This window comes from Alteromonas sp. AWQ4_252 (assembly GCF_056158205.1).
The window spans coordinates 3467091-3489552 of record NZ_JBSWSV010000001.1 but is presented as its reverse complement, the minus strand read 5'-3'; the positions used below and the strand labels follow the sequence as shown (position 1 = coordinate 3489552).

Sequence of the window (22462 nt, the reverse complement as noted above, 5' to 3'; positions counted from 1 at the left end):
TTTTGCCTCGTTCGCTATGGCTTCAAAGTGGCGATATTTACCGTGTCGGCACCCGCCAGTTTGGCTTCATCTATAATTTCTACCAGTAATTCAGAGCGAACGGCTTTATCTACCTGAATGACTACTGGGCGTTGTTCTTTCATCAACAACTGTTCAACGGTAGAGCGCACACCACTCACGCCGATATTGGCACTGTCATACACCACTTCACCGGTTCGGGTAATTGCGAGCATAATGGCCATTTGATCGAGCTTTTGTGCTGATATTGCCTGTGGTTTATCTACCTCTACCCCAGTCTCTTTTACAAACACTGTCGAAACGATAAAGAAAATTAAAAGTATAAAAACCACGTCTAGTAGCGGAGACATATCAATGCCTTGCGCTTGCTGGTTTTCAAGGCGTCGCTGTAATCGACTTGCCATGTCTACGCCTCCCTTGCCACGGCGCGTTTTACCGCACCATTAACAAACATCAACAAAAGCCAGCCAGGAATAGCCAAGGTTAAGCCAAGCTGAGTGGTAAAAAGTGCATCGGCAATGCCGCCAGTGACAACTTGACTATCGACACCTAACGACATCATTCCGGTGAAACTCACTTGTAAGCCTGAAATCGTGCCTAGCAGGCCCATCAAGGGAAGGGCACTAACCAGTACGGCAGGTACCATTTCTCGCTTTGTTAGCTCTTTCTCACCGTCTCGCAGTTTTTTATTGCCACCGCATCGAGCTATCTCTTTGCGTGTAGTAAACAACACAAAGATTTGCTGATAAGCAAACCATGCCACCAGCAGCATTAACCAACACAATGCATTCCCCGCTAGCTGGTCAATCATTAGCTTGCGCTCGCTTGCTGTTGGCCATCACTCTTTTGGTCGGCTTTCTTAGCAACGTCTGGCTCGTCATTGCTAAGTACAAGCGCGAAACTTTCAAGCTCTTCGTAGTAATGTCGCGCTTTGCGAGAGAGTACGGCATTTAGAATTAATGCCGGTATGGCCACAACTAAGCCTAACTCTGTCGTAACCAAGGCTTTAGCGATCCCGCCAGAAATAACTTCGGGGTCGCTTGAGCCAAATGCCGTCATCATTCTAAAAGTTTCAATCATGCCGCTTACCGTACCTAGAAGACCTAGTAAGGGTGCAACGGCAGCAGTTACAGCAATCGTGCCGTTGTATTTTTCAAGCTTGATTTTGTCTTGCTGGAGTGCAGAAAACAGTTCATCGTCGCGCTGCGTTGGCGTGCTTGCACGCTTAGTAATGTCATACAGTTCGCGCTGCATGCCATCAAAGAAGCCCACACCTGAACTTCCCACCATGTTTACCAGAGCCTTGCCTGACGCTACTTGTTTAACCTTAGGTAAGCGCCATAGCTGAATAACTTTAAACAGAGCTATAAGCGTAGCGATAAGGGCAAACAGCACGATAGGAATCACCCACACCCCACCTTTAACAACATGTTCGATGAAGCCTTCTGACGCCTGCGCTCGTGTTGCGGCGCGGCCAAGGGTAGGATCTAGTTTAATACTGCCACTGCCGCTGCTCGCCAAATTTGCAAGGCTTTCGGTATCCGTATCTGAAAAAGTGGACGTAGAGGTAAACAGGTCTTGCTTACGCTTTGCCGTACCCGCAACGTTTTGTGCTTGCGCCAGATACCACGTCACCGGACCTAGAGTAAGCACTTTTGCTTGGGTCACTTCGCCATTCGCCAGTACAACCTTTCCTGCACTGAAATTAGGCGTTTGTTGATTGGCAAACTCTCTCGCTATTTCGCCCACTTTCTGGACTTTGTCAGACAAGCTCATTTCACTTAATGATAAGCTGTCTACACCAATTTGAAGCAGGAAACGACTCAACAAATTTTGTTGGAAGTCTTGTTGCTCGCTCCAGCTGGATAGACGATTTTCCAACTGGGAAAGACTAAGGGTTCTTTCATCCATTTTACGGCGGGCTACCGTGGTTTCATTGCGCAGTTTCATTACCTGCTGTTCAAGCGTACGCAATTCGTTTGCCAGCGCAACCCGCTCTTTGCTAATTTTGTTTTCTGTGCGATCCAGACGGGCTTTCGCCTCTTCAATATTGGCAAGCATGCTATCTTCAGGCGCTGCCACAGCAGGCACTGATCCCACCGTTACACACAGAGCAATACATACCGCAATCAGAGACGATTTCAACATTGGATTACATATTGAGAGAATGTGAGGCAAGCGCTTCATTCGTCTTCCCCTATAGCCAGCGAAAATGGTAGTGAAACAAAATCAGGCTCATGTTTCTTCTCAAAAATAGCAACGGCAAGCGCCACCGCTTGACTATCTACACTTTCTCTAAACTGCCACTGCCACTCGCCGTTTCGAACGCGTCCCACACCTTGGTATTGGCCATCGGCGTTGGTAAACCACGCATAGCTGCTGCCAACAAAGAACTGTTTAACTAATACATCTTTATCATCGGGAGCACGCATTACGGTCTCGTTAACCAAGAGTTTGCTATTGAATTGGGCGAGAGACGAGAGTTTTGCAAGAGTGACCTGAAGCTTGTGTGATGTGTCGGCATCAGCCGCTAACTCAGCTTGTTCTTTATCCCACGTCTGTCGAATAATCTCAGGTAGTGACGAGTACAGGCTATCAACTTGCCCGATGACTTCCGTCAATGCGCGCTCAACTCCGCCTTGTTGTGCTTCAAGTCCACTTTGCTGTGAAAGCAGTGCTTCTCGTTGTGCTTCGACGTCGGTGGTTGCAGCCTTACTTTCGTCAATTAAACCCTGCAGTTGGTTACGCTCAGCTTTAAGTAATTGAATGCGCTGACGCAATGCAGGTTCTGACTCACGCCACTCATTTTCTAGTTTTTGCGTTTGGCGCTCAATGCTAATCCACTTTTCAGTGAGTCCATCGATATCGCTGGCGGTTGTCGCTGCCAACACAATACCTGATGAGGACACGGCAAGTGAGAGCAGAAAGACAGAAAGCACTGCACTTCTTTTAACTATCATTCAATTCCCTTACTTCTCTAAACTGTATTGATGAGATTGCCGGCACGCCGATATCGCTATCGAGGCCGGCATTTTTAATGTCTTGTTACTGTTTGCTAAGTATTAGAACTGGTAAGTAGCAGACAACAAGAAGCTTCTTTCTGGTTCATTAAAGGTATTCGCTCCTGCACTAGACGCTTGAGTACCTTCACGCTTAACGCTTTCCGTAAACAAGTTCTTAACCGACACGTTAAAACTTAAGTTTTCGTCAAACGTGTAAATGGCGTTGAAATTGGTGATGGTGTAGGCTTCGCGATCATCGGCTTCGATAACAGCGCCCGAGTTAACGCTGGCCGTTGGGCTTTCTGTTTTACCGTAATGCTGAGCACTAATTACAAGTTCAAGCGCATCGGTAGCTTGCCAGCTTATCAGCGAGTTTACTGTGTAATCTGGTACTATCGACAATGGCTGTCCTGTAGACTTATCTTCTGACTCAAGCATTACGGTAAAGTTGGTCGACCACTCAATAGTGTTGGTGACCGGGAACAACAAGTTACCTTCGAGGCCAGAAATAACCGCTTCAGGAACGTTAAACCACTGGAATACCTGAACGTTTGCCTCGCCACCTTCTTCACCTGGTAATACGTACTCGGGAGGCACATTGCCGGTGCCAATTTTGTCTTTATAGTCGTTGTGGAAGTACGTTATACCCGCGTTCAAACCCTGTTCGTTGGTGTAGTTAACACCAATTTCTTTGTTTACTGAGGTTTCGTGCTCCAGGCCTGGGTTTCCTAAAATGTGACACCCGCCACCTAAGTTAGAGAAGTCAACTGGGCAACCATTACCACGGGTGTAGTACACATAGTTAGGATTTAGCTGATAAAGGTTTGGTGCTTTAAAAGCTCGGCTAATACCACCTTGAACTACAATATTAGGCGATGCCTGCCATGATGCGTTCAGGCTCGGGCTAAGGTTTGTACCCGCTTTGCTGTGATCATCAAAACGCAGTCCGGGCGTTAGTGTGATTGAATCCGTTAGCATGATGTTGTCTTCAACATACACACCTACAAGCGTGGCGTCGGTTTCAGAGGGACGATTTTCCGGGTCAGTCTCTACGCCAGGAATAGTACCGTCATCTACCACGTTCAGAGAAAGCTGATTGCTAACTGCATCGTCGAGGGTCTCTTTGCGGTATTCAGCACCAAACGTTGCGGTTTGATTAAAGCCGCCTAACGTTAACGGCACATTCCATTCGGTTTTCGCCGTGATGTTCTCTAATTTGATGGTGGTCATTTCAAGACTATTGATACGCCCTTCTGTTCCGCCGGCAGAGCCTTCACCTAAACGGCTGTTAGACGTGCTTTCGTATTGAATGTAGCTAAACGAATCACCGAAGTCATATTCACCATTGTGTGTTACCCCAAGTGTACGACGGTGCATCACCAGTGTTTCTTCACCTATTAGGTTTTGGGCGTCGGTATCATCCAGTGCATCATAATCAATATCGACGAGGTTTCCTTCGTCATCAACTGGGAAACTTACACCCTGAAAGGCATTGTCACCGGCATAGCGGTTACCTTGTCGACTGTAGGCTGCTTCAAAATCCCAGCGATTAATCTCATCCTGATCGAATCGAACGAGAGTACGCACATCGATGTTTTCAACGCCTTCTCGGCCAGCGCCAACGGCGTAAGCGGTACCGCGACTGTTTAACCCGGAGTCGTCCAAATTGATTTGCGGATCGTCGGCGTCTTGTTCGTTATAGTTAAGGATGGTGCGATGAGAGAAGCGCTCGGATAGAGGTGCACTGGCAACCAGGTTAAATCGGCGGTTATCACCTTCGTATTTATTAGATGAAAGCTCAGTTTGAGCAGTGAGAGAAGTAGAAGCTTCATCAGGAGACTTAGTAATGATATTGATAACACCACCTGATGCGCCAGAGCCGTAGCGCGCGGCGGCTGGACCACGGATAACCTCAATGCTCTCAATGGCTTCTGCCGGAACCCAGTTACTGTCACCTCTCGTATTTCGCTCGCCTGAGCGGCCCATTTTTACGGAGTTACGTGATAACACTGGCTTGCCGTCAATTAAAATAAGCGTATTTTCCGGCCCCATTCCACGAATGTCGATTTGGCGTTTGTTGCCGTACTGCCCTGAGCTTGAATTACCTGTTAGGTTAATACCCGGCATAGTTCTTACAATTTCAGCGATATCGTTAGTGACAGGACGACGTTTGAAATCTTCTTCAGTGATGATAGAGACGCCTTGTGCTTGCTTGAGCTCTTCCGACGCAGATTGCACAACGGTGGTATCGAGTGTTTCTATCTCTTCACTTTGCGCCAGCACACCCGCTGACAACATGGGAAACAGGGTTCCTAACAATATAGTGCGCTTACCATTTACAGGCATTTAATGATCCTTAATGAGTTGACTGTAGGCTGGTCACTGACCAGCTATTTCAATATGTTGTGTCTGACTACGTGCGCTGTTGCTATATAATTGACAAGTTTGTCAACAAGGGGCAAAGCGCTTTGTATTTGAGTTCGGACTTCTGGTGTAATGTTTTTTTTATTCCCAAGAAAATGTCCAAAAAGAGCTAGCCGCAGAAATTTGCCTTTCCCTGCCTGTCATAGGGAATGTTCGTTGCTTTACTTATCTTCTTAGATTGCAAGAACAGGCTAGTCATCCTCAAATTGAGGATATAATAATGATAACGATTATCATTTTCAAACAACTAAAAATATAAATTCTTTTAAGTTTTTCTAAAAGTGGGCAAAGGAGCGGAAGAGGTGATAAGTATTCCATCTTTGCTTTTAGGAGCTGCAGTGCTCAATATACGTTGCAGTTAAAGGTAACATCCCAACGCAATGTGACTGTGTTATGATAAGCGTAATAAAGCATATGTTCTCAATGAAGAACGTAAACAATGTAGCCGAGTGACAGAGTTGGAAGATTTATTAACCCCTATTTATGATTTTCTGGGTTGTGAAACGCCAGATGAATGGTTGCGGGAAGCCGTTAAAAAAGAGAACTTGCCTATAGTTTTGCTGGATCATCTTGTCTGCGAATTGAAAGCCGCACAGTCTGCCATGTATCTCATTCGTAAATACGCTGTAGATAAAGAGAGTGGTGATGCACTGCTTGCGTGGCTCAAGCCATTTGAAGATTTTACTTACCGAAAAGTAGGTGATTGGCAGGAACTCGCCAATCATCAAAAACTTAACAAGTCTATGCTTCCCAAGTCTGGTGAACCTTACAGCCAGGACTTAATCGACAAAATGGTTTTGCTCATAAAGGAAGAATTACACCATTTTTATCAGGTGTTAGAGATAATGAATGAGTTTGGAATCGCTTACGAGTCTGTTGGTTCGAGTCGTTATGCCCGGGGGATGTTACGAGAAGTTCGCACTTACGAGCCTGAAGCGCTAATTGATAAGTTAATATGCGGTGCTTATATTGAAGCGCGGTCATGTGAACGTTTTGCCAAATTAGCCCCCCATGTAGACAAACGCTTAGGTGATTTTTATACTTCTTTGCTTCGTTCAGAAGCGAGGCATTATCAGGATTATCTTACTTTGGCAGAAGACATAGCTGGTAAGGATATCTCTCAACGGGTTCAGCATTTTCGTCGGGTAGAAGAAAACCTCATTTTATCTCCCGATAACGATTTTAAATTTCACAGTGGGACGCCCTGTAACTAAAGGATTGGTTGTATGTCATCTACAGAAGAGACGGTAACGGCACCGTCACGTTCTGCTATCCTCGAATGTTTGCTGGCATTGAGTACTGTCAGTATTTCTATTTCCGTTTGGTTTGCTTATGCCGCACGTGATATCAAGCGTATCACTGGCCAATCACTCACGCCTTTTCTGTGGTTTTTTGTTCCACTATTTGCATTCGTTCAACCTGTTGCTTTTCCGCTGTTTTTCTCAAAGCTACGGGCTTCAGAGAACATGGTAAATCAGCCGGGATGGTCAAAAGCACAGGATTATCTATGGATGACAGTCACCTTCTGTGTCGGCATGTATTTCATTGTTGTGGATTTCATGCCTGCCAGTTTGTCTCTTAATTTGTTTGTGTTCGCTATTTATATTTTATTGTACTTGCCTTTGTTCCGGCGGGTAAACAAGTTGCGTAGGCAGTTCAAAAACCAAACCGCTATGTATCGCGCCTCTGGTTATAACGTCCCGGAATGGATAATTGTTACCTTGTTATTACCTGTGATGTTGATCGTATATGGTTATTTTATTTGGCAAGGTGCAGACAGGGCAATGGCAGAGAAAGTGCCGGTTGGCGCGGCAATTCAGGATAGTGACAAGCGCTTTTCACTAACGCTAAGCCAGCCCGACTGGGTGATTAACGACATCGGTAGCCAATCTGACGGTAGCGCCATATTCGAGTTAGATGGCCCGCTGGACGATATGTGGTACAGCGTATTTTATTACGATAAAGAAGAGCGCGACTTTAACGATATTGCTCAATCGAGACTGGAAGAATTTACCGGTGAGTTTGCACAACCGAGCTGTGAGTCCCACATATCTTTTTACCAGCAAACCTTGTTTTTACGGGCTGATATAGTGTGTGTGAGTAAGCAGGGGCTTGACGCAGAAGTTTATCTCGCCACCCTGATCGAAGGGGATAGTTCTCTTGTTGAAGTAACGGGTTACCTGGCTGTTTCTACGATTGAACTTGATAATTATAAAGAGGCGTTCGTTAATGATGCACAGGGACTTGTCAATTATGATCAGTAATCGCTTTTTATTGATGGCTTTCATTTTCTGCGGGTTTCATGTCAACGGTCATGCAATGGAGCAGGATCAGGCTTTGGTAGACGATGCCATTGCAAGGCTGGCTGCCCTTGAAACCAATCCCGATTCATTAACCAGTTTGCTTACAACTACCGACATACATGTTGGGCAGGATATCGTTGTTACCACGGTAACAGATATCTGGTATTACCCAACCAAAACCCTTGTACAAGACAGCGGGTATGAATCGATTTATTTTCGTCAGGGCTTTGAGAATCTCGAAGTTATATCTGCCGCGTCTGTCTCTCCGGCAGGTGCAGTGCGCTGGGCTGACGACAAGCATCTAAAAGTGCTCGACACCGACTCTTACAATTCTTTTTCTGACACTAAGCAAGTTGTGGTGTCTTACCCTGGTCTGGAAGAGGGTGGTGTTACTGTGATCAAGTACAGGGTAGAAGAGTCTCTCGGTGCGCAGGACGGAGTCTGGTCTTACATTAGCTACCCACAGCGACACGCTGATTTTGTCTTTTATCAATTCAGTATTTCCTGGGATAAATCTTCCCAGCTATATCACAGGGTAAACAGTGAGTTTGTGAATTGTGAGCAGGGTAACCGCCGGTTTGTATGCACAGGCAGACATATTCCACCGGTACACACCGATGACGTGGTGGAATGGGACGATGAACTTGGCAGCGTAACAGTAAGTACTATTGATTCGTGGGACAGCGTTCGTCAGGTAATAGCCAAAGGTTTCAGACAGGCTCAAACTTCGGGGGCAGAAATTCGCGAACAAGTAGCGCAAGTCACTAAAAACGATGAAACCATTGAACAAAAAATTGCTTCAGTGTTTAGTTTTGTTGCTCAGGATATTCGCTACGTGTCTATGTCCGAAGCAAACCACGCTTACGTTCCCCATAGCGCCGCCAGCACGTTAGCGGAACGGTATGGTGATTGTAAAGACAAAACGAGCTTGCTTATTGCCATGCTAGGGGAGTTGGGTATAACCGCCGAGCCGGTATTGGTGAATACCGACAGGATGAAAGTAGACAATGTGTTACTTCCCACAATAACCCTGTTTGACCATGTGGTTGCATGCTTTGATTTAAATGACAATCAATACTGCCTAGATCCGACGGATGTGAGTACTTCATGGGAACAGGTATCAGACTGGATCCAAAATAAAGTGTCTTTGCCTCTATATAGCGAGAGCACGCTGGTTAACCTTCATGCTGATCCATACCGCTACAAGCTCACTGTTAATTCTTCCATTACGCTTAGCGAAGACGGTGGTCAGCGTGAAGAGCAAATTGTAGAGTACGGCGGCGAGTACGAATCGGAAATCAGAGATAGCTTGCTCGGGAAAAGCGAAGACGAGCGGAAAGAGTGGGGTGTTGAACTCTATGAAGATATTGTAGGCAGCGGCGCTGATACCAGCGTTGAGTTTACTGGCTCAGATAAGCTATCTGCAGGACTTTCGTCAAAAACAGAGAGTGTGTTTCCTCCCTATTTCGACCCCGCAGAAGCCATTGATTTGCAGGAAGATGATGCCTGGATAACCTATGAATTGGGCACAATTGACAATGATAACAGCGAATACGCGCATTTTTTTCCCGGCAGTAAGGTGGTGACAACCTATTCTTTTCAATGGCCAGCAGTATGGAGCGTTAATCTGTTTCCTGCTTCAGTAAACCTGCAACACGAATTAGGCCATTTTACCCGCTCGGTAAGTCGCGGTGAAATAGCAGATGGCATGGCATCTATGAAAGTTGTCAGTGAAATGGCAATTCCTGCTGGTTGGATCTCTGCAGAGCAGAACGAAAAGCTACAACAATTAGTTGAGAAATTTAAAGCACAAACGCCAATGTATCTGGGCACGATGAAATAGGCGGGTATGGAAAGAAGTAATGCGTCCACAACATCCCTTTTCAGTTAGCGGGCCCTGGGCGTAACTCAATTATAGGATCTACGCGTCCCAATAGGGCGTATCTGCAAAATAGCTACATAAAAAATCGATAAATACCCGCAGCTTATTTGAAATCAGTTTTCTGTGTGGGTAAACCGCATATAACGAAATAGATTGGGGGACGAAATCATCAAGTATCGATACTAACTCCCCCTTTTTAAGAGCCTCACCTGCAATAAACGTGGGTTGGAGCACGTAACCTTCTCCTTGCTTGGCAACATTAGTTAACACCTCTCCATTGTTAGCGGTTAGTTTAGGCGTCACTTTCTGGGCATTTGCTTTTAATGCAGCAATTAACGCAGATTTATCGCTATTGTAGTTAACGTAGGAGTACTCAAGATAGTGTTCAGGCTTTAATTCATTCGGATGCTGCGGCGTACCGTACTTTTTTAGATATGCCGGCGCGGCACAAAGGGCAAGTTTTATGGTTGTGATTTTTCTGGCAACCAGGGTTGAGTTTGCAAGGTGACCTGCGCGTATCGCAACATCAAACCCCTCGTCTATAACATCAATCTTTCGGTCGTTAAGCTGCAAGTTAATCGACACGTTGGGGTGCGCTTGGTGAAAGGTACTGAGTGCGCCCGCTAAATGCAGCGTTGAAAAAGAAACTGGGGCACTTACATGCAGTGTGCCTTTGGCTTCTGTCTTTAGCAATCCAAGCTGACTTTCCATATCGTTTACACTTTCAAGGATATGCTTAGCATGCTGTAAGCACTGTTGGCCCGCCTCGGTTAAGTGAATTTTTCTCGTAGTGCGGTTAAACAAACGAGTATCCAGTTGCTTTTCCAGTTCAGCGATGTATTTACTTACCAATTGATTTGAGGTGTCGAGCTTTTCCGCAGCTTTAGTAAAGCTGCCTTCATTGGCAACAACAGCGAAGGTTTTAAACAGCGATAATCTATCCACTTTTAAGCCACACCACTAAATTAACAATATTATGTTGTTAATAATTCAATATTTAGCCTCTTTATTCAATGGCTGTTGGTAACTATTCTGTATGCATAAGGTTAGCGCACCGCCAACACAATGAAGAAACGTGGCACGTTAATCATTTTGGTATAGGACAATTTTAATCATGAGAGAGTTGAGGGTTCGGTAATGAATAAGCAGTTTTTACAACACATTTTTACTTCTAACAACAGTGTTTCTAGTTTGGTTTTACGTATTCCTGTTGGCATTATTTTAAGTGCTCACGGTGCTCAGAAACTTTTCGCATGGTTCGGCGGTTACGGCCTTGAAGGCACGGGGCAATGGATGGAGAGCATTGGCTTAGCGCCTGGCTTTTTAATGGCACTGCTTGCAGGAAGTGCGGAGTTTTTTGGTGGTATAGCACTTATTATAGGTTTACTCACTCGTCCTGCCGCCTTGGTAAGTGCATTTACCATGGTAATTGCTATTTTTAGCGTGCACGCAGCCAACGGCTTGTTTATGTCAAACAATGGTTATGAATTTGCGCTAGCCCTACTTGCAGCAACAGCAGCTCTTGTCATTCAGGGAGGTGGTAAATTCTCAATCGATTCACTTATTAGTGACAGACTCAGTAAATAGGGCGAGACAATTCCATCAATGTTGAAACCGGCTTAACAGTGCCGGTTTCGCAGGTGTTAAAGCTTCTAAATGAATCTATTAAAGCGTGGTGCTATGCAACAATTAAAGCAATCCAATACACAATCGCCCGTGCGAGTTAGCACCGCGTATATCTCTCACGGCGGCGGTCCGTTGCCTTTGCTTGAAATGCAGTCAAAAGGAGAGGGGAAAGCAGGTAACTATCATGGTGAGATGATTGAAGCGTTAAAATCACTAGCGTCAGACCTACCTAAACCAGACGCAATTATTGTGATAAGTGCACACTGGGAAGAATCGGAAGTCAGTGTAACTACACATCCGCACCCCCCGTTAATTTACGATTACTATGGCTTTCCTAAAGAAGCGTATTCCATCAAATATGCGGCTAATGGGCAGGCAACATTTGCAAACTCGATAGTAAAGCGTTTGGCAGAACAAGGCATTGCAGTACGAGGAGATAAGGTACGTGGGTTTGATCACGGCATGTTTATTCCGTTAAGCATTATGTATCCCAAGGCTGATGTGCCCTGTATACAAGTGTCTATAACTTCCGATTTGGCTCCGTCTAAACATATGGAGTTGGGGCAAGCGTTAAGGAAAGCGGCGGAAGTGAGTATGGATACCTTGAGTAACGCAAATGACTCTCAACGAAACATTTTAATACTGGGGTCTGGGTCTTCGTTTCATAACATGCAGGGCTTTTTTGACAGCGCTCTTGATGCAATTCGAAAAGCAACGGAATTTAATAATTGGCTACAAACAACTATGCAAGCCAATGCGTTTAGTGAAAATGAACGCAAAGGAAGATTACTCGACTGGTCTACAGCACCAGACGCACGATATGCACACCCTAGGGAAGAACACCTTATTCCGTTGCATGTTTGCTATGGAGCAAACAACAAAGCGGCTGATAAGGCTGTGTCACTTATTTTGTTAAGTAAACCCGCAAGTATGTTTGTGTGGTATAACTAGAGTTATCGTCAAAATGGCTGAACGAAGTATAAACACAGCGAATGCTGCGCTCAATCAAAGTGTATGAGAAAAATTATCACCATGAACGGTACTTTATAGAGTTTTTCGAATACAGACCTAAGGGCATTTTTGCGGGTATGGAAAGAAGCAGTGCTAAGCACTGCTTCTTTGTTATTTTTGCTTATAAAAGCAAGGCTTTAATCCAGAAGTATTTATTGTTCTTTTTCCGAGCCTGCACCTGCCTGAGTTTGCTCAGTGGTGGTGGGGGTGAGTAAGTCACTTTGTCCTTTTACAAGGTCTGACAGGGTGCCAGATTGTTTATCTACCAACCCTACTTCACGAAGTAATGCGTCGACAACTGGCGCGTTAGCACGGTAGTTCAAAGCCGCCTGAGTTACCTGGTCAGCCATGCTACCACCGCCAGTGCTTACTGTGCTGTCTCCCATCGATTGATTAGCGCTGCCATAACCTTGCAGAATTTTAATCCCTTCAATATTCTCGAGAGGCTTGACGGCACTGGCGATGATTTCCGGTAGTACTTTCAAAATCGCCATGGATTTTTGTAAATCAATCTGCTCATTTTTCAACGTATTTTCTGCATCATAGAGCGCTTGTTTACCCGCGGCTTCAACTGCCAATACTTTTTCATCGGCCTCAGCTTGCAGTATTTTGGCATCTGCCGTGGCTTTGGCTTCAGTAAGAATGGCTTCTGCCGCGTTCTCCGCAGCTTCTTTTTTCGCTTGCGCTTCTACGGTGATCCCCACCGCTTCCCGCTCAGCTTCTTTACGGGCATCAATGACTTCAATTTCCATACGACGTTTTGCGTCTGCAACTTGTCGGGCGGTTGTAACGGCTTCTTCTTTCTCTACTTTCGCTTTTTCGGCTTCGGCAGCTTTAGCGCGGGCGGCAGATTCCTCTTCAGATTTTGTGGCAACCGCGATTTGTTTTACCTGCTCGGCAACTTCAATCTCTTGCTGCTGCGCGATACGAGCTTGTTCAAGGGCTTTGCGTTTCGCAATTTCCTGGGTTTCCAGCTCTCTGGATTTTTCAATTTCTGCTGTTTCAATGGCACGCTCTTTGGCGATCGCGGCTTCACGCTCTTCCCGTTCTTTTTGTTCCCGCTGTTTTGCAATTTCGGCTTTTTGCTCTTGCCGCTTAAATTGCAGTACTTGCTCTTGCGTTAACCGTGCCTCTTCTTCTTCACGTCTGATATTGAGGGACTCTTTTTCTGCATCCAGGTTGCGGGTTTCAATTTTTATCCGGTTTTCTTGCTGAATGTCGTTGGTTTCTTTGCGTTTTTCTTCAATGATTTTTGCCAATCTGGCACGGCCTTCCGCGTCAAATGCGTTGTTTTCATTGAAAAACTCTAAATCTGTCTGGTCAAAACCGGTTAAACTTACAGATTCCAGCTCAAGGCCGTTTTTCTCTAAATCATTGGCCACACTCTGCTGTACTTTTTGTACGAAGTCCGCACGTTGTTCATGCATCTCTGTCATGCTCATTTCTGCAGCTACTGCGCGCAAAACATCGACAAACTTTGACTCCATGAGTTTTTTGACTTCTTCAGCCCGGGTAGTACGCGTACCCAGTGTTTGGGCTGCCATTGAGATACCGCTTTCATTAGGCGCAACCCGCAAATAAAAATCGGCTTTTACATCCACCCGCATGCGGTCTTTAGTAATTAGCGCATCTTTCTGGGTTTTTTCCACTTCTATGCGAAGGGTATTCATATTCACCGGTATGATCTCGTGTACCACTGGCAATACTATTGCACCGCCATCCTTGATCACCTTTTCTCCGCCCAATCCGGTTCTTACAAACGCCGTTTCCTTAGTTGCCCGTTTGTAGAGTTTTGCGAAAATTAAACCAATCGCCATAAGTGCAATCACCACTATGACGGCAATGATCAGTACTGCTGGCAGATTATTGTTAGAATATTGTTCCATATCACTACTTCCTTTTTACTGCAGGTTAGAGGTATCGGGTGGCGAGCCAACTATGCTTGGTTTTTTCCACAAGAATAACTTTATCGCCAGTTATAAATGTATCGTGTGGCTCGAAAGGCTCAACCAGAACATAGTGTGGCTGAGCATGATTGTCGGTGAATTTGGCTTCTGCAGGACTTCCCGTTTTTGCAGTACCAATGGTGATGACAGCTACAGCGCCTACAAACTCATCAGCGCTTAGGGCAGACGACTCGTTCTTAGGTAATAACCGGGCAAGTGTGCCACCCAATCTGCCAGTAAGCAGTAGCGATGCAAGCATTGATAAGGGCACGTTAATAAGTGGTGGTATAAACGGGCCTTGCATGTAGCTGGTATACGCAATGTTAAACCCGATGCCGGCAATGCCAAACAACGTTAAGAAAAGTACAAACCAAATCATCACAGGGAGTTTGTCCAGGGCTAACCAGTTAGTTAGCGCCGAAATACCTGTTAGCATTTCCGGATCTGTGTCGAGGTCGGGGAGGTCATCAAAAACGCCGAGTAAGCTGGTGCCAAAGAGAAGGCCAGCAATCTCGATGAAAAAAAGCAATACTACGATGCAAAGGGCAGAGGTAAATAGGAAGTTAGCATCGTTGAGAAGGAAAGCAGACATACATTCACCGTCCATGATGAAAATCAGTTTATGGTTTATACCACAACGCTGGTCAATTGCAATGTGTGGGTCTGCTTTCTATTTTAGTGGCGCAATTAATGGCTGTGGCCATGTCCTTCGAGCGCCGCACCATTGACGTCGTAAAATCCAGAGGCGGCAGGCTCAATAAAACCCTGATGCACCATGTTTGTTAGAAAGGGGTCGGTGTGGTCATCGCCGATATCAGCAAAATCAGTACTCTGAAAATTACCCCGTTGAGTAAAAAAGGTGGTGATAGATGCTTTGTCATGGGCTAATTCTTTTAGCTCCCAGTGAAGTTCACCGTACTTTTTATTAACCGTCATTGACTTGAGTAGATGTAAAGCCGGTAGCCACACTAAAGAGATAGATTCATGTTCATTGCTACCATGATAATGCTGTTCCTGAGTACACCCTGTTCCTTCGGTGCTGGTTTTCTCCAGCGATGTTATGAATTCTGGTTTAATTAACTGATTGCGATAAGGCCAATTGTTGTCGGTATGACCATGAATACTCTCACCTGGTTGGTATTCAATAGCTCGTTGATGAGCGTCGAAGAATCGGGTTGCTTTTACACGGTGATTAACGTGTTCCCACATTTGTGTTATCTGCTGCTGCTCGTATTGATGAGCCACTACATTGGGTTTTCTCCACAAGGTAAGTGAGCGCTCGTGGCTTTTGTCGGCGCGACTTTCCGTGATTGCGTAATCCGCCTTCATCCATTGCCCTTGCTCATCACATTGTAGGTGTAAAACATCGTCGTTCTGATGGGCCAGAGTACTAAATGAGCCCGTAAGTGTAATAAGTAGCAGAAGTGTCTTTTTCATTTGTTGTTGCCTTGTGCATAAAACAAGGGCGCACTCGGGTGCGCCCATATAGCTTATTGGTTTTACTCTATTGCCGCTTCGGCTTCCTCGATAAGGTCGCCAGCAAAGTCCATCACATGGAAAATGATACTTTGTTCGTTGGTGCTATTGACCAAAAATGCACCAGGCCCCTTGGCATAAATACCAACATCTTCACCAGAGTGGGTTTCAGAAGAAAGCGGAATAAGCGCTTCCTGGTGATAACCTGCTGCTGTGGTGTCAACGTCAGTCAAATCCTTACGACCGGTATCAACATCGTACGCATAGCCTTCATCAGAGTCGGTTTCGTCACCTAAATCACGGAAACCAAGACCATTCATGTATCCTACTGTGGTGTACGGCATGCCGTCAGCAGCAGAAGCTGCTTCTTCAGCACCCACATTTACCACTTTACCAAGTATTGGATTACCGCGCTTAGGGTAACCTGCGATGGTAAATACATGACCATGGTCAGCAGTAACAATGATTAACGTATCTTCATCACTGGTAAGCTCGTCCGCAATGGCTACCGCATCGGCCAGCGCAATGGTGTCAGTTAAGGCACCGTAAGCGTTACCCGCGTGGTGGGCGTGATCAATTCGACCAGATTCAACCATCAGGAAGAAGCCGTTGTCGTTGTTGTCCAGGATCTTGATAGCAGCTTCAGTCATCTCGCTAATTGAAGGCTCACCAGCAATATCATTGCCGCGATCAGCTTCATATTGCATGTGAGATTCATTGAACAAGCCGAATACACGCTCGGTCGTTTCCGTATTTAAGCCGTCAAAACCAGACTGGTCATAGATGTATGTACCGTTGGGATACATGCTTGCCCATTCTGCAGTCAGGTCGCGATTGTCGGTACGGTCACCTTCCACACTGCTTGATGCATCGGGGCTGTTGAATGCTGCATCTTTAGGTAAGAAGTGACGGCGGCCGCCTCCCATTACCACTTCGATGCCATCTACATCAGCGCCGTCAAAACGGGCTTCCATATCTGCTTCGAAACTAATCAACTGTGATGCAATATCAGCACAACCTGCGTCAACGGCATCTGTTGGCATATCAGAAACGTCTTCCCAGTTGCGATCAGCCGATTTTGCATAAGTCGCAGCAGGTGTAGCATGAGTAATACGCGCTGTAGAAACGATACCCGTAGATTTTCCCGCCAATTCAGCCAGTTCAAGCGCTGTAACAAGTTCGTTACCAGCTACTGTGCTGCATTCGCCACGTTCGATATCTTCATCTACACCGATAACGCCTACATCGGTTTTCACACCGCTCATCATCGCTGTCATGGTACCCGCAGAGTCTGGAGTCTGAGCGTCTACATTATAAGTTTTTGAAAGCCCTGCGAAAGGGAAGCGATCGAAGCTGAGTTGATTTTCTTCACCATTCTCGCCGTTCATCTGCCCTTCTAAAATACGCGCTGCCGTCACAGTAGACACACCCATACCATCACCCACGAAAAGGATGACATTTTTAGCTTTGCCTTTCAGTGATGCTACAGCCGCCTCAACAGAAGCGTGTTTAGTAACTGTTGCCTGTGCTGTGGTTGTTTGTACGCCATCAGTGGAGGCCGTGCCGGTGGCGCGCAACCAGGTGGCTTTTGCTGCTTCAACTTCTGCCTGACCCGATACGAAGTAATCGTTATTCAAACTGGTGAGTAGTTGGTCAGTAGACACGGAGGTTTCAGCAGGCACACAGACGTAGCTGGTGGCTGTAATTTCTGACTCTGCTAATGTACCGTCGCTATCTGAATCCAGACCTGAATCAAAGCGTACGCCACTGTTAGGGCAGTTGTCATCGCCGACAGGCAAATCTGTTTGTACTGTAAGGCTGTTTAAACCGTTTGTACCATCAGTACCGTTCTGACCTGCAGCGCCATCTGCACCGTCATCGCCGTCAAGAGAACATGCGGTCAGGCCAGCCAGGGCCAATGCTAAAAGGCTATATTTAAATACTTTCATGATGTCCTCGTTATTATTCTTCAATCAGTCCTAAAGACTGGTTAATCAGGTGGAATACAACACTTTGCTCAATAACACCCTGAATAAGCTGGCTGCCTGGTCCCATGCCATGCAGTGAGATGTCTTCACCCGAATGTGTTTCGGACGACAGAGGAATCAAAGCTTCCTGGTGGTAACCGGCGGTAGTGGTATCAACGGTAGTCAGGTCCATACGACCGGCATTTGCTTCTTCCGCATAAATAGCATCTGAGTTGGTTTCAGTGCCAAAATCAGCGAAACCAAGTCCGTTCATGTAACCTACGGTTGTGTAGGGCATGCCATCTGCAGCTTCAGCGGCTTCATCTGCGCCTACGTTAACGACTTTGCCAAGGATAGGGTTACCGCGCTTAGGATAACCGGCAATGGTAAACACGTGTCCGTGGTCAGCGGTAACTAAAATTAAGGTTTCCGATGGGTCTGTAGCATCAACTGCAGCTTGAATTGCTGCTTCAAAAGCCAACGTATCCGATAGCGCACCCGAAGCATTCCCTGCGTGGTGAGCGTGGTCAATGCGTCCTGATTCAACCATCAGGAAGAAGCCTTTTTCGTTATTGTCGAGAATATCAATGGCTTTGTCTGTCATTTCAGCAATTGAAGGCTCACCGGCGACATCGTTTTCACGATCTGCTTCATATTGCATGTGGGATTCGTTGAACAGGCCTAATACGCGTGTGGTTGAAGCGGCATCAATAGCATCAAAACCGGCCTTGTCTGTGATGTAAACACCATCGTCGTACATGGCTTGCCATTCAGCAGTGAGGTCCCGCTCGTCAGTTCTGTCACCTTCTACTTCGCTTACAGCATCATTGCTGTTAAAAGCGGCATCTTTTGGTAAGAAGTGACGACGGCCACCGCCCATTGTTACGTCAATACCGTCAACGTCGATACCTGTGTAGCGGTCTTCAAGAAATGTTTCAAAGTTAACGAGTTGGTCGGCAATGTCGACACAACCGGCTGTAACAGCTTCTTCTGGCATATCTGAGATATCTTCCCAGTTGCGGTCAGCAGATTTCGCATAGGTAGCTGCAGGAGTGGCATGGGTAATACGTGCGGTTGATACAACGCCCGTAGATAACCCTTTTATTTCTGCAAGCTCCAAAGCTGTAATAACTTCATTTCCCGCAACAGTAGCGCATTCTCCGCGCTCTATATCAGCATCGACGCCAATAACGCCAACATCGGTTTTAAGCCCAGACATCATTGCCGTCATGGTACCTGCAGAATCAGGCGTTTGCGCATCAACGTTGTAAGTTTTGACCAGTGCTGTTCCTGGAAATTCTTCCCAAGCGAGGTAGCCTTCTTCTCCGGGGTTACCGGCGAGTTGCCCTTTTCTGATGCGAGATGCTGTGAGTGTGGAAATTCCCATGCCGTCACCCACAAAAAGGATGACATTTTTCGCTTTGAAGTTGTTTGATGTTTCAAGCTTTGACGCAATTTTAGTCTGTGCGTCTGTAAACCAGGGGTTTTCACTCTGATATGCTGGCAATACATCTGCCTGCAAACCAGAAGAAACCGCTAATGCCAGTGCACTAACAGAAGCTTTCCAGTTAAATTTCATTTCTGATATTCCTAATTTTGTTGTCATTATCGGCGTTGAAGCAAAGTTCAGCCTTAAGCCATCAGGTCGGGCAGTGGTCGCAGAAGGGGTGTGTGGACCTTCTGTTCCTGATGTCTGAAGAAGACATCCCTGGCCTGGGTCGAAAGTAGCGTAGGTAAGCTTTGTGACAGTAGGGTTAACGAAAAATGAATGATTTATGTCGTGCTTATGACAGTTCCATGTCTGGTTTGTTATAACATAACACTTTGAAATATAAAGATATTACTTAACAATGTGTTAGAGCACTGCGTCAGTAGAAGGTCGCAACGCTAATGGCTAGGTGTTGCAGAAATTTAATTGATTGCCTGTTCAATAAACCACGTTAGTTTTGTTGCTGTGCTGAAAATTTTCGCTGTTCGAGTTGGATACTTTGTGCACTGACTTTAAGAACTGACCCCTGGTCGTACCAATCTCCTAATACGATACGTGTAGCTGGTTCACCGTTAACCTGAAGGGTGTGAATATTCGGGCGATGAGTGTGGCCGTGGATCAACTGTGTTACCTGATATTTCGCCATGACTCTTTCGACTTCTGCCGGCGTCACATCCATTATCTCAGGTTTGAGGCCTTGCTGATTGAGTTTACTTTTTTTACGACCATTTTCTGCTACCCGACGACGATACCACAGAGGTAATGCGAGCATCAGCGTTGGCCACCACCAACTCCTGCTCTTCTTCCTGAATTTCTGGTAAGCCACGTCTCTGGTACATAGTTCGTCACCATGAGTGATAAGTGTTGGTGTGCCGTAGAGAGAGATGACTTCCTGCTCGTTGAGCAATGTCATTCCGGCTTTCTTCGCCCAGGTATCCCTGATGGCAAAATCACGATTGCCGTGAATAAAATACACAGGAGTACATAAGCTGACCTGTTTAAACGCGGCAGCGATGTGTTCATTAAATGGGGTGATATTGTCATCGCCAATCCACACTTCAAATAAGTCGCCAAGTACATAAAGTGCTTCAGCCTGCGGGGCTTCATGCTGTAAAAACGTCATCAAGCACGCAGTAATATCCGGGCGGTCATCACTGAGGTGTAAGTCGGCAATAAAGTAAGTAAACGGCATGGTGATGTACAACAATAGAAGGGGGGCAAGGCGCCCCCCTGAGCAGTGTTTATTCTGCGATAACAGCAGATTCGATAATTACCGGCTCTTCTGGCACGTCCTGATGGAAGCCACTAGTGCCGGTTTTTACGTTTTTGATTTTTTCCACGACGTCCATGCCAGCAGATACTTTTCCGAATACACAATAGCCCCAGCCATTTACGGATTCGCTGGAAAAATTCAGAAAATCGTTATCTTTTATGTTGATAAAAAACTGTGCTGTAGCTGAGTGCGGATCGTTAGTACGCGCCATTGCAATGGTGCCTGCGTCATTAGCAACACCATTGTTGGCTTCATTGACGATAGTTGCGTTGGTGGGTTTCTGTTCCATGTCGGCTGTGAAACCGCCGCCCTGGATCATGAAACCGTCAATAACACGGTGGAAAATGGTGTTATCGTAAAAGCCTTCCTTTACGTAATTGAGAAAATTCTCAACAGTAACTGGTGCTTTATCTGCGAAAAGTTCGAGGGTGATGTCCCCAAAGTTGGTTTTCAAAGTAACCATGTTGCGCCCCTTATTTGTATCTACGGCGTTTGAAAGTGGGCTAATGGTAGCCGATTTCAACCTTAAGTAAAATTATTCACTGCTAAAACACGGCAAAACCTGTGCGACAGGGGTTGGTAGTGCTACACTTTCGGCCCGAAATTATCAATACAAACACAGAGGACTACCATGCTACACCTTTACAATACCCGCACTCGTGAAAAAGCGCCTTTCGTTCCGCTACAGGAAGGAAAAGTTGGGCTTTATGTGTGTGGTATTACGGTGTACGACCTCAGCCACATGGGCCACGCCAGAACATACTTAAGTTTTGACTTGCTGGTGCGTTACCTCAGACACTTAAACTACGACGTAACCTATGTGCGCAATATTACTGATGTGGACGACAAAATCATTGCTCGTGCGAACGACAATGGTGAAAGTGTGCAGGCACTCACCGAACGCACTATTGCGATGATGCACGAAGACTTTGCGGCAATTAACTTGCTGGAACCTGATATCGAGCCCAAAGTTACTACCCACATGCCCGAGATAATTAATATTATCGACACGCTGATAGTCAAAGGGTTTGCTTATGTGGTCGATAGCGGCGATGTGTTGTTTGACGTGAGTAAATTTCCCGATTACGGAAAATTGAGTAAGCAAAACCTTGAGCAACTGCAATCCGGGGCCCGGGTTGAAGTAGCGGCAGGAAAAGACGATCCACTCGATTTTGTATTGTGGAAAAAGGCTAAGTCAGGGGAGCCAAGTTGGTCTTCTCCCTGGGGGGAAGGCCGTCCAGGTTGGCATATTGAGTGTTCGGCAATGAATCACAAGCATCTCGGCGCTCATTTTGATATTCACGGCGGTGGGTCAGATTTAATGTTTCCTCACCACGAAAATGAGGTGGCACAATCGTGCTGCGCCTTTGACACGCCTTATGTAAATACCTGGATGCACGCTGGCATGGTTCAGGTAGACAACGAGAAAATGTCTAAATCGTTGGGCAATTTCTTCACCCTCAGGGATGTGTTAAAAGAACACGATGCAGAATCTTTGCGATTCTTTTTGATGTCGGCTCATTACCGCAGCCAATTGAGTTATTCGCTGGACAACATCACTCAGGCTAAATCAGCGCTTGAGCGGCTTTACACTGCGCTTCGCGACGTTACGCCTGTTGACAGTACGCCGCTTGAATACGGTGGTTATTTGGCAAAATTTGAAGCTGCCATGAATGACGACCTCAATGTGCCAGAAGCGGTGGCGGTATTGTTTGAAGTTGCCCGTGACATCAATAAGCAAAAAACGGATGCTGAGGAAGCCGGGAAACTGGCAGCAGTACTGAAAGGGTTAGGGGGTATTCTGGGCGTGTTGCAATCAGCGCCGGCAGCCTGGTTACAGGGCGGTGTTAGCGACGATGAAACCGCGCATATTGAAGCCTTGATAAAGCAGCGCAATGATGCCAGGGCGAGTAAAGACTGGGCTGCTGCCGATGCCGCAAGAGATGCACTAACTGCGTTAGGTGTAGTGTTGGAAGATGGTGCACAAGGCACCACCTGGCGCCGGGGGTAAAGGCTAAAAAACCGTGCCGGTTTTGACTGGCGCG

At 46.1% G+C, this 22462-nt stretch carries 19 protein-coding genes; 6 read left to right on the top strand and 13 right to left on the bottom strand.

The annotated features are described in order from the left end of the window. Nucleotides 1-14: 14 nt before the first annotated feature. The 5 genes from ACXACM_RS15305 to ACXACM_RS15285 all read right to left on the bottom strand — a co-directional run bounded on the left by ACXACM_RS15305 (nt 15) and on the right by ACXACM_RS15285 (nt 5366). Complete coding sequence (locus ACXACM_RS15305) at nt 15-422, bottom strand: ExbD/TolR family protein (RefSeq protein ID WP_474822808.1); 408 nt, start codon at nt 420-422, stop codon at nt 15-17. 2 nt (nt 423-424) lie between these two features. Next, a complete protein-coding gene (locus tag ACXACM_RS15300; RefSeq protein ID WP_474822806.1) occupies nt 425-829 on the bottom strand; it encodes a MotA/TolQ/ExbB proton channel family protein in 405 nt (134 codons plus the stop codon). Then, a complete protein-coding gene (locus ACXACM_RS15295) occupies nt 829-2205 on the bottom strand; it encodes a MotA/TolQ/ExbB proton channel family protein (protein ID WP_474822805.1) in 1377 nt (458 codons plus the stop codon). Before ACXACM_RS15295 ends, ACXACM_RS15300 begins: the two co-directional genes overlap by 1 nt. Continuing rightward, nucleotides 2202-2978, bottom strand: a complete 777-nt coding sequence (locus ACXACM_RS15290) for a DUF3450 family protein (protein ID WP_474822804.1) — start codon at nt 2976-2978, stop codon at nt 2202-2204. Before ACXACM_RS15290 ends, ACXACM_RS15295 begins: the two co-directional genes overlap by 4 nt. Nucleotides 2979-3080: 102 nt before the next feature. Beyond that, nucleotides 3081-5366, bottom strand: a complete 2286-nt coding sequence (locus ACXACM_RS15285; protein WP_474822802.1) for a FepA family TonB-dependent siderophore receptor — start codon at nt 5364-5366, stop codon at nt 3081-3083. 536 nt (nt 5367-5902) lie between these two features. Here ACXACM_RS15285 and miaE point away from each other — a divergent pair. From miaE to ACXACM_RS15270, 3 genes are read left to right on the top strand one after another with little or no spacing between them, the layout of a single operon-like run. Next, nucleotides 5903-6658 (top strand): tRNA isopentenyl-2-thiomethyl-A-37 hydroxylase MiaE, encoded by a 756-nt coding sequence (miaE, locus tag ACXACM_RS15280; RefSeq protein ID WP_474824380.1) that lies wholly within the window; start codon nt 5903-5905, stop codon nt 6656-6658. Between the two features lie 12 nt (nt 6659-6670). Beyond that, a complete protein-coding gene (locus tag ACXACM_RS15275) occupies nt 6671-7708 on the top strand; it encodes a hypothetical protein (protein WP_474822801.1) in 1038 nt (345 codons plus the stop codon). Beyond that, nucleotides 7698-9590 (top strand): DUF3857 domain-containing protein, encoded by a 1893-nt coding sequence (locus tag ACXACM_RS15270; protein ID WP_474822800.1) that lies wholly within the window; start codon nt 7698-7700, stop codon nt 9588-9590. Before ACXACM_RS15275 ends, ACXACM_RS15270 begins: the two co-directional genes overlap by 11 nt. Before the next feature lie 78 nt (nt 9591-9668). Here the strand turns inward: ACXACM_RS15270 and ACXACM_RS15265 are convergent, their stop codons facing one another. Next, entirely contained in the window at nt 9669-10574 is a 906-nt protein-coding gene (locus tag ACXACM_RS15265) for a LysR family transcriptional regulator (RefSeq protein ID WP_474822798.1), read from the bottom strand. Between the two features lie 192 nt (nt 10575-10766). Here ACXACM_RS15265 and ACXACM_RS15260 point away from each other — a divergent pair, with 192 nt between their 5' ends. Both ACXACM_RS15260 and ACXACM_RS15255 read left to right on the top strand, forming a co-directional pair. Continuing rightward, nucleotides 10767-11216, top strand: a complete 450-nt coding sequence (locus ACXACM_RS15260) for a DoxX family protein (RefSeq protein WP_474822797.1) — start codon at nt 10767-10769, stop codon at nt 11214-11216. Between the two features lie 93 nt (nt 11217-11309). After that, nucleotides 11310-12206, top strand: coding sequence for a DODA-type extradiol aromatic ring-opening family dioxygenase (locus ACXACM_RS15255; protein ID WP_474824378.1), 897 nt, complete (start codon nt 11310-11312; stop codon nt 12204-12206). Nucleotides 12207-12418: 212 nt separating this feature from the next. On the opposite strand, the gene ACXACM_RS15250 is transcribed toward ACXACM_RS15255, so the two are convergent. From ACXACM_RS15250 to ACXACM_RS15220, 7 genes are all read right to left on the bottom strand, one after another. After that, entirely contained in the window at nt 12419-14152 is a 1734-nt protein-coding gene (locus tag ACXACM_RS15250) for a flotillin family protein (protein ID WP_474822795.1), read from the bottom strand. A 25-nt stretch (nt 14153-14177) separates the two neighbouring features. After that, entirely contained in the window at nt 14178-14804 is a 627-nt protein-coding gene (locus ACXACM_RS15245; protein ID WP_474822794.1) for an OB-fold-containig protein, read from the bottom strand. Between the two features lie 95 nt (nt 14805-14899). Beyond that, a complete protein-coding gene (locus tag ACXACM_RS15240; RefSeq protein WP_474822792.1) occupies nt 14900-15649 on the bottom strand; it encodes a hypothetical protein in 750 nt (249 codons plus the stop codon). 62 nt (nt 15650-15711) lie between these two features. Next, nucleotides 15712-17637 carry an alkaline phosphatase gene (locus tag ACXACM_RS15235; RefSeq protein WP_474822791.1) on the bottom strand — a complete coding sequence of 642 codons (1926 nt, stop codon included), beginning with the start codon at nt 17635-17637 and terminating at the stop codon, nt 15712-15714. Between the two features lie 13 nt (nt 17638-17650). Continuing rightward, nucleotides 17651-19234: an alkaline phosphatase gene (locus ACXACM_RS15230; protein ID WP_474822789.1), complete on the bottom strand. Its 1584-nt coding sequence runs from the start codon at nt 19232-19234 to the stop codon at nt 17651-17653. 361 nt (nt 19235-19595) lie between these two features. Beyond that, nucleotides 19596-20336, bottom strand: a complete 741-nt coding sequence (gene lpxH, locus ACXACM_RS15225; RefSeq protein ID WP_474822788.1) for a UDP-2,3-diacylglucosamine diphosphatase — start codon at nt 20334-20336, stop codon at nt 19596-19598. A gap of 49 nt (nt 20337-20385) precedes the next feature. Beyond that, complete coding sequence (locus ACXACM_RS15220) at nt 20386-20880, bottom strand: peptidylprolyl isomerase (RefSeq protein ID WP_474822787.1); 495 nt, start codon at nt 20878-20880, stop codon at nt 20386-20388. A gap of 168 nt (nt 20881-21048) precedes the next feature. Between ACXACM_RS15220 and cysS the strand changes: the two genes are divergently transcribed. Further along, a complete protein-coding gene (cysS, locus tag ACXACM_RS15215) occupies nt 21049-22428 on the top strand; it encodes a cysteine--tRNA ligase (protein ID WP_474822785.1) in 1380 nt (459 codons plus the stop codon). Nucleotides 22429-22462 lie beyond the last annotated feature (34 nt).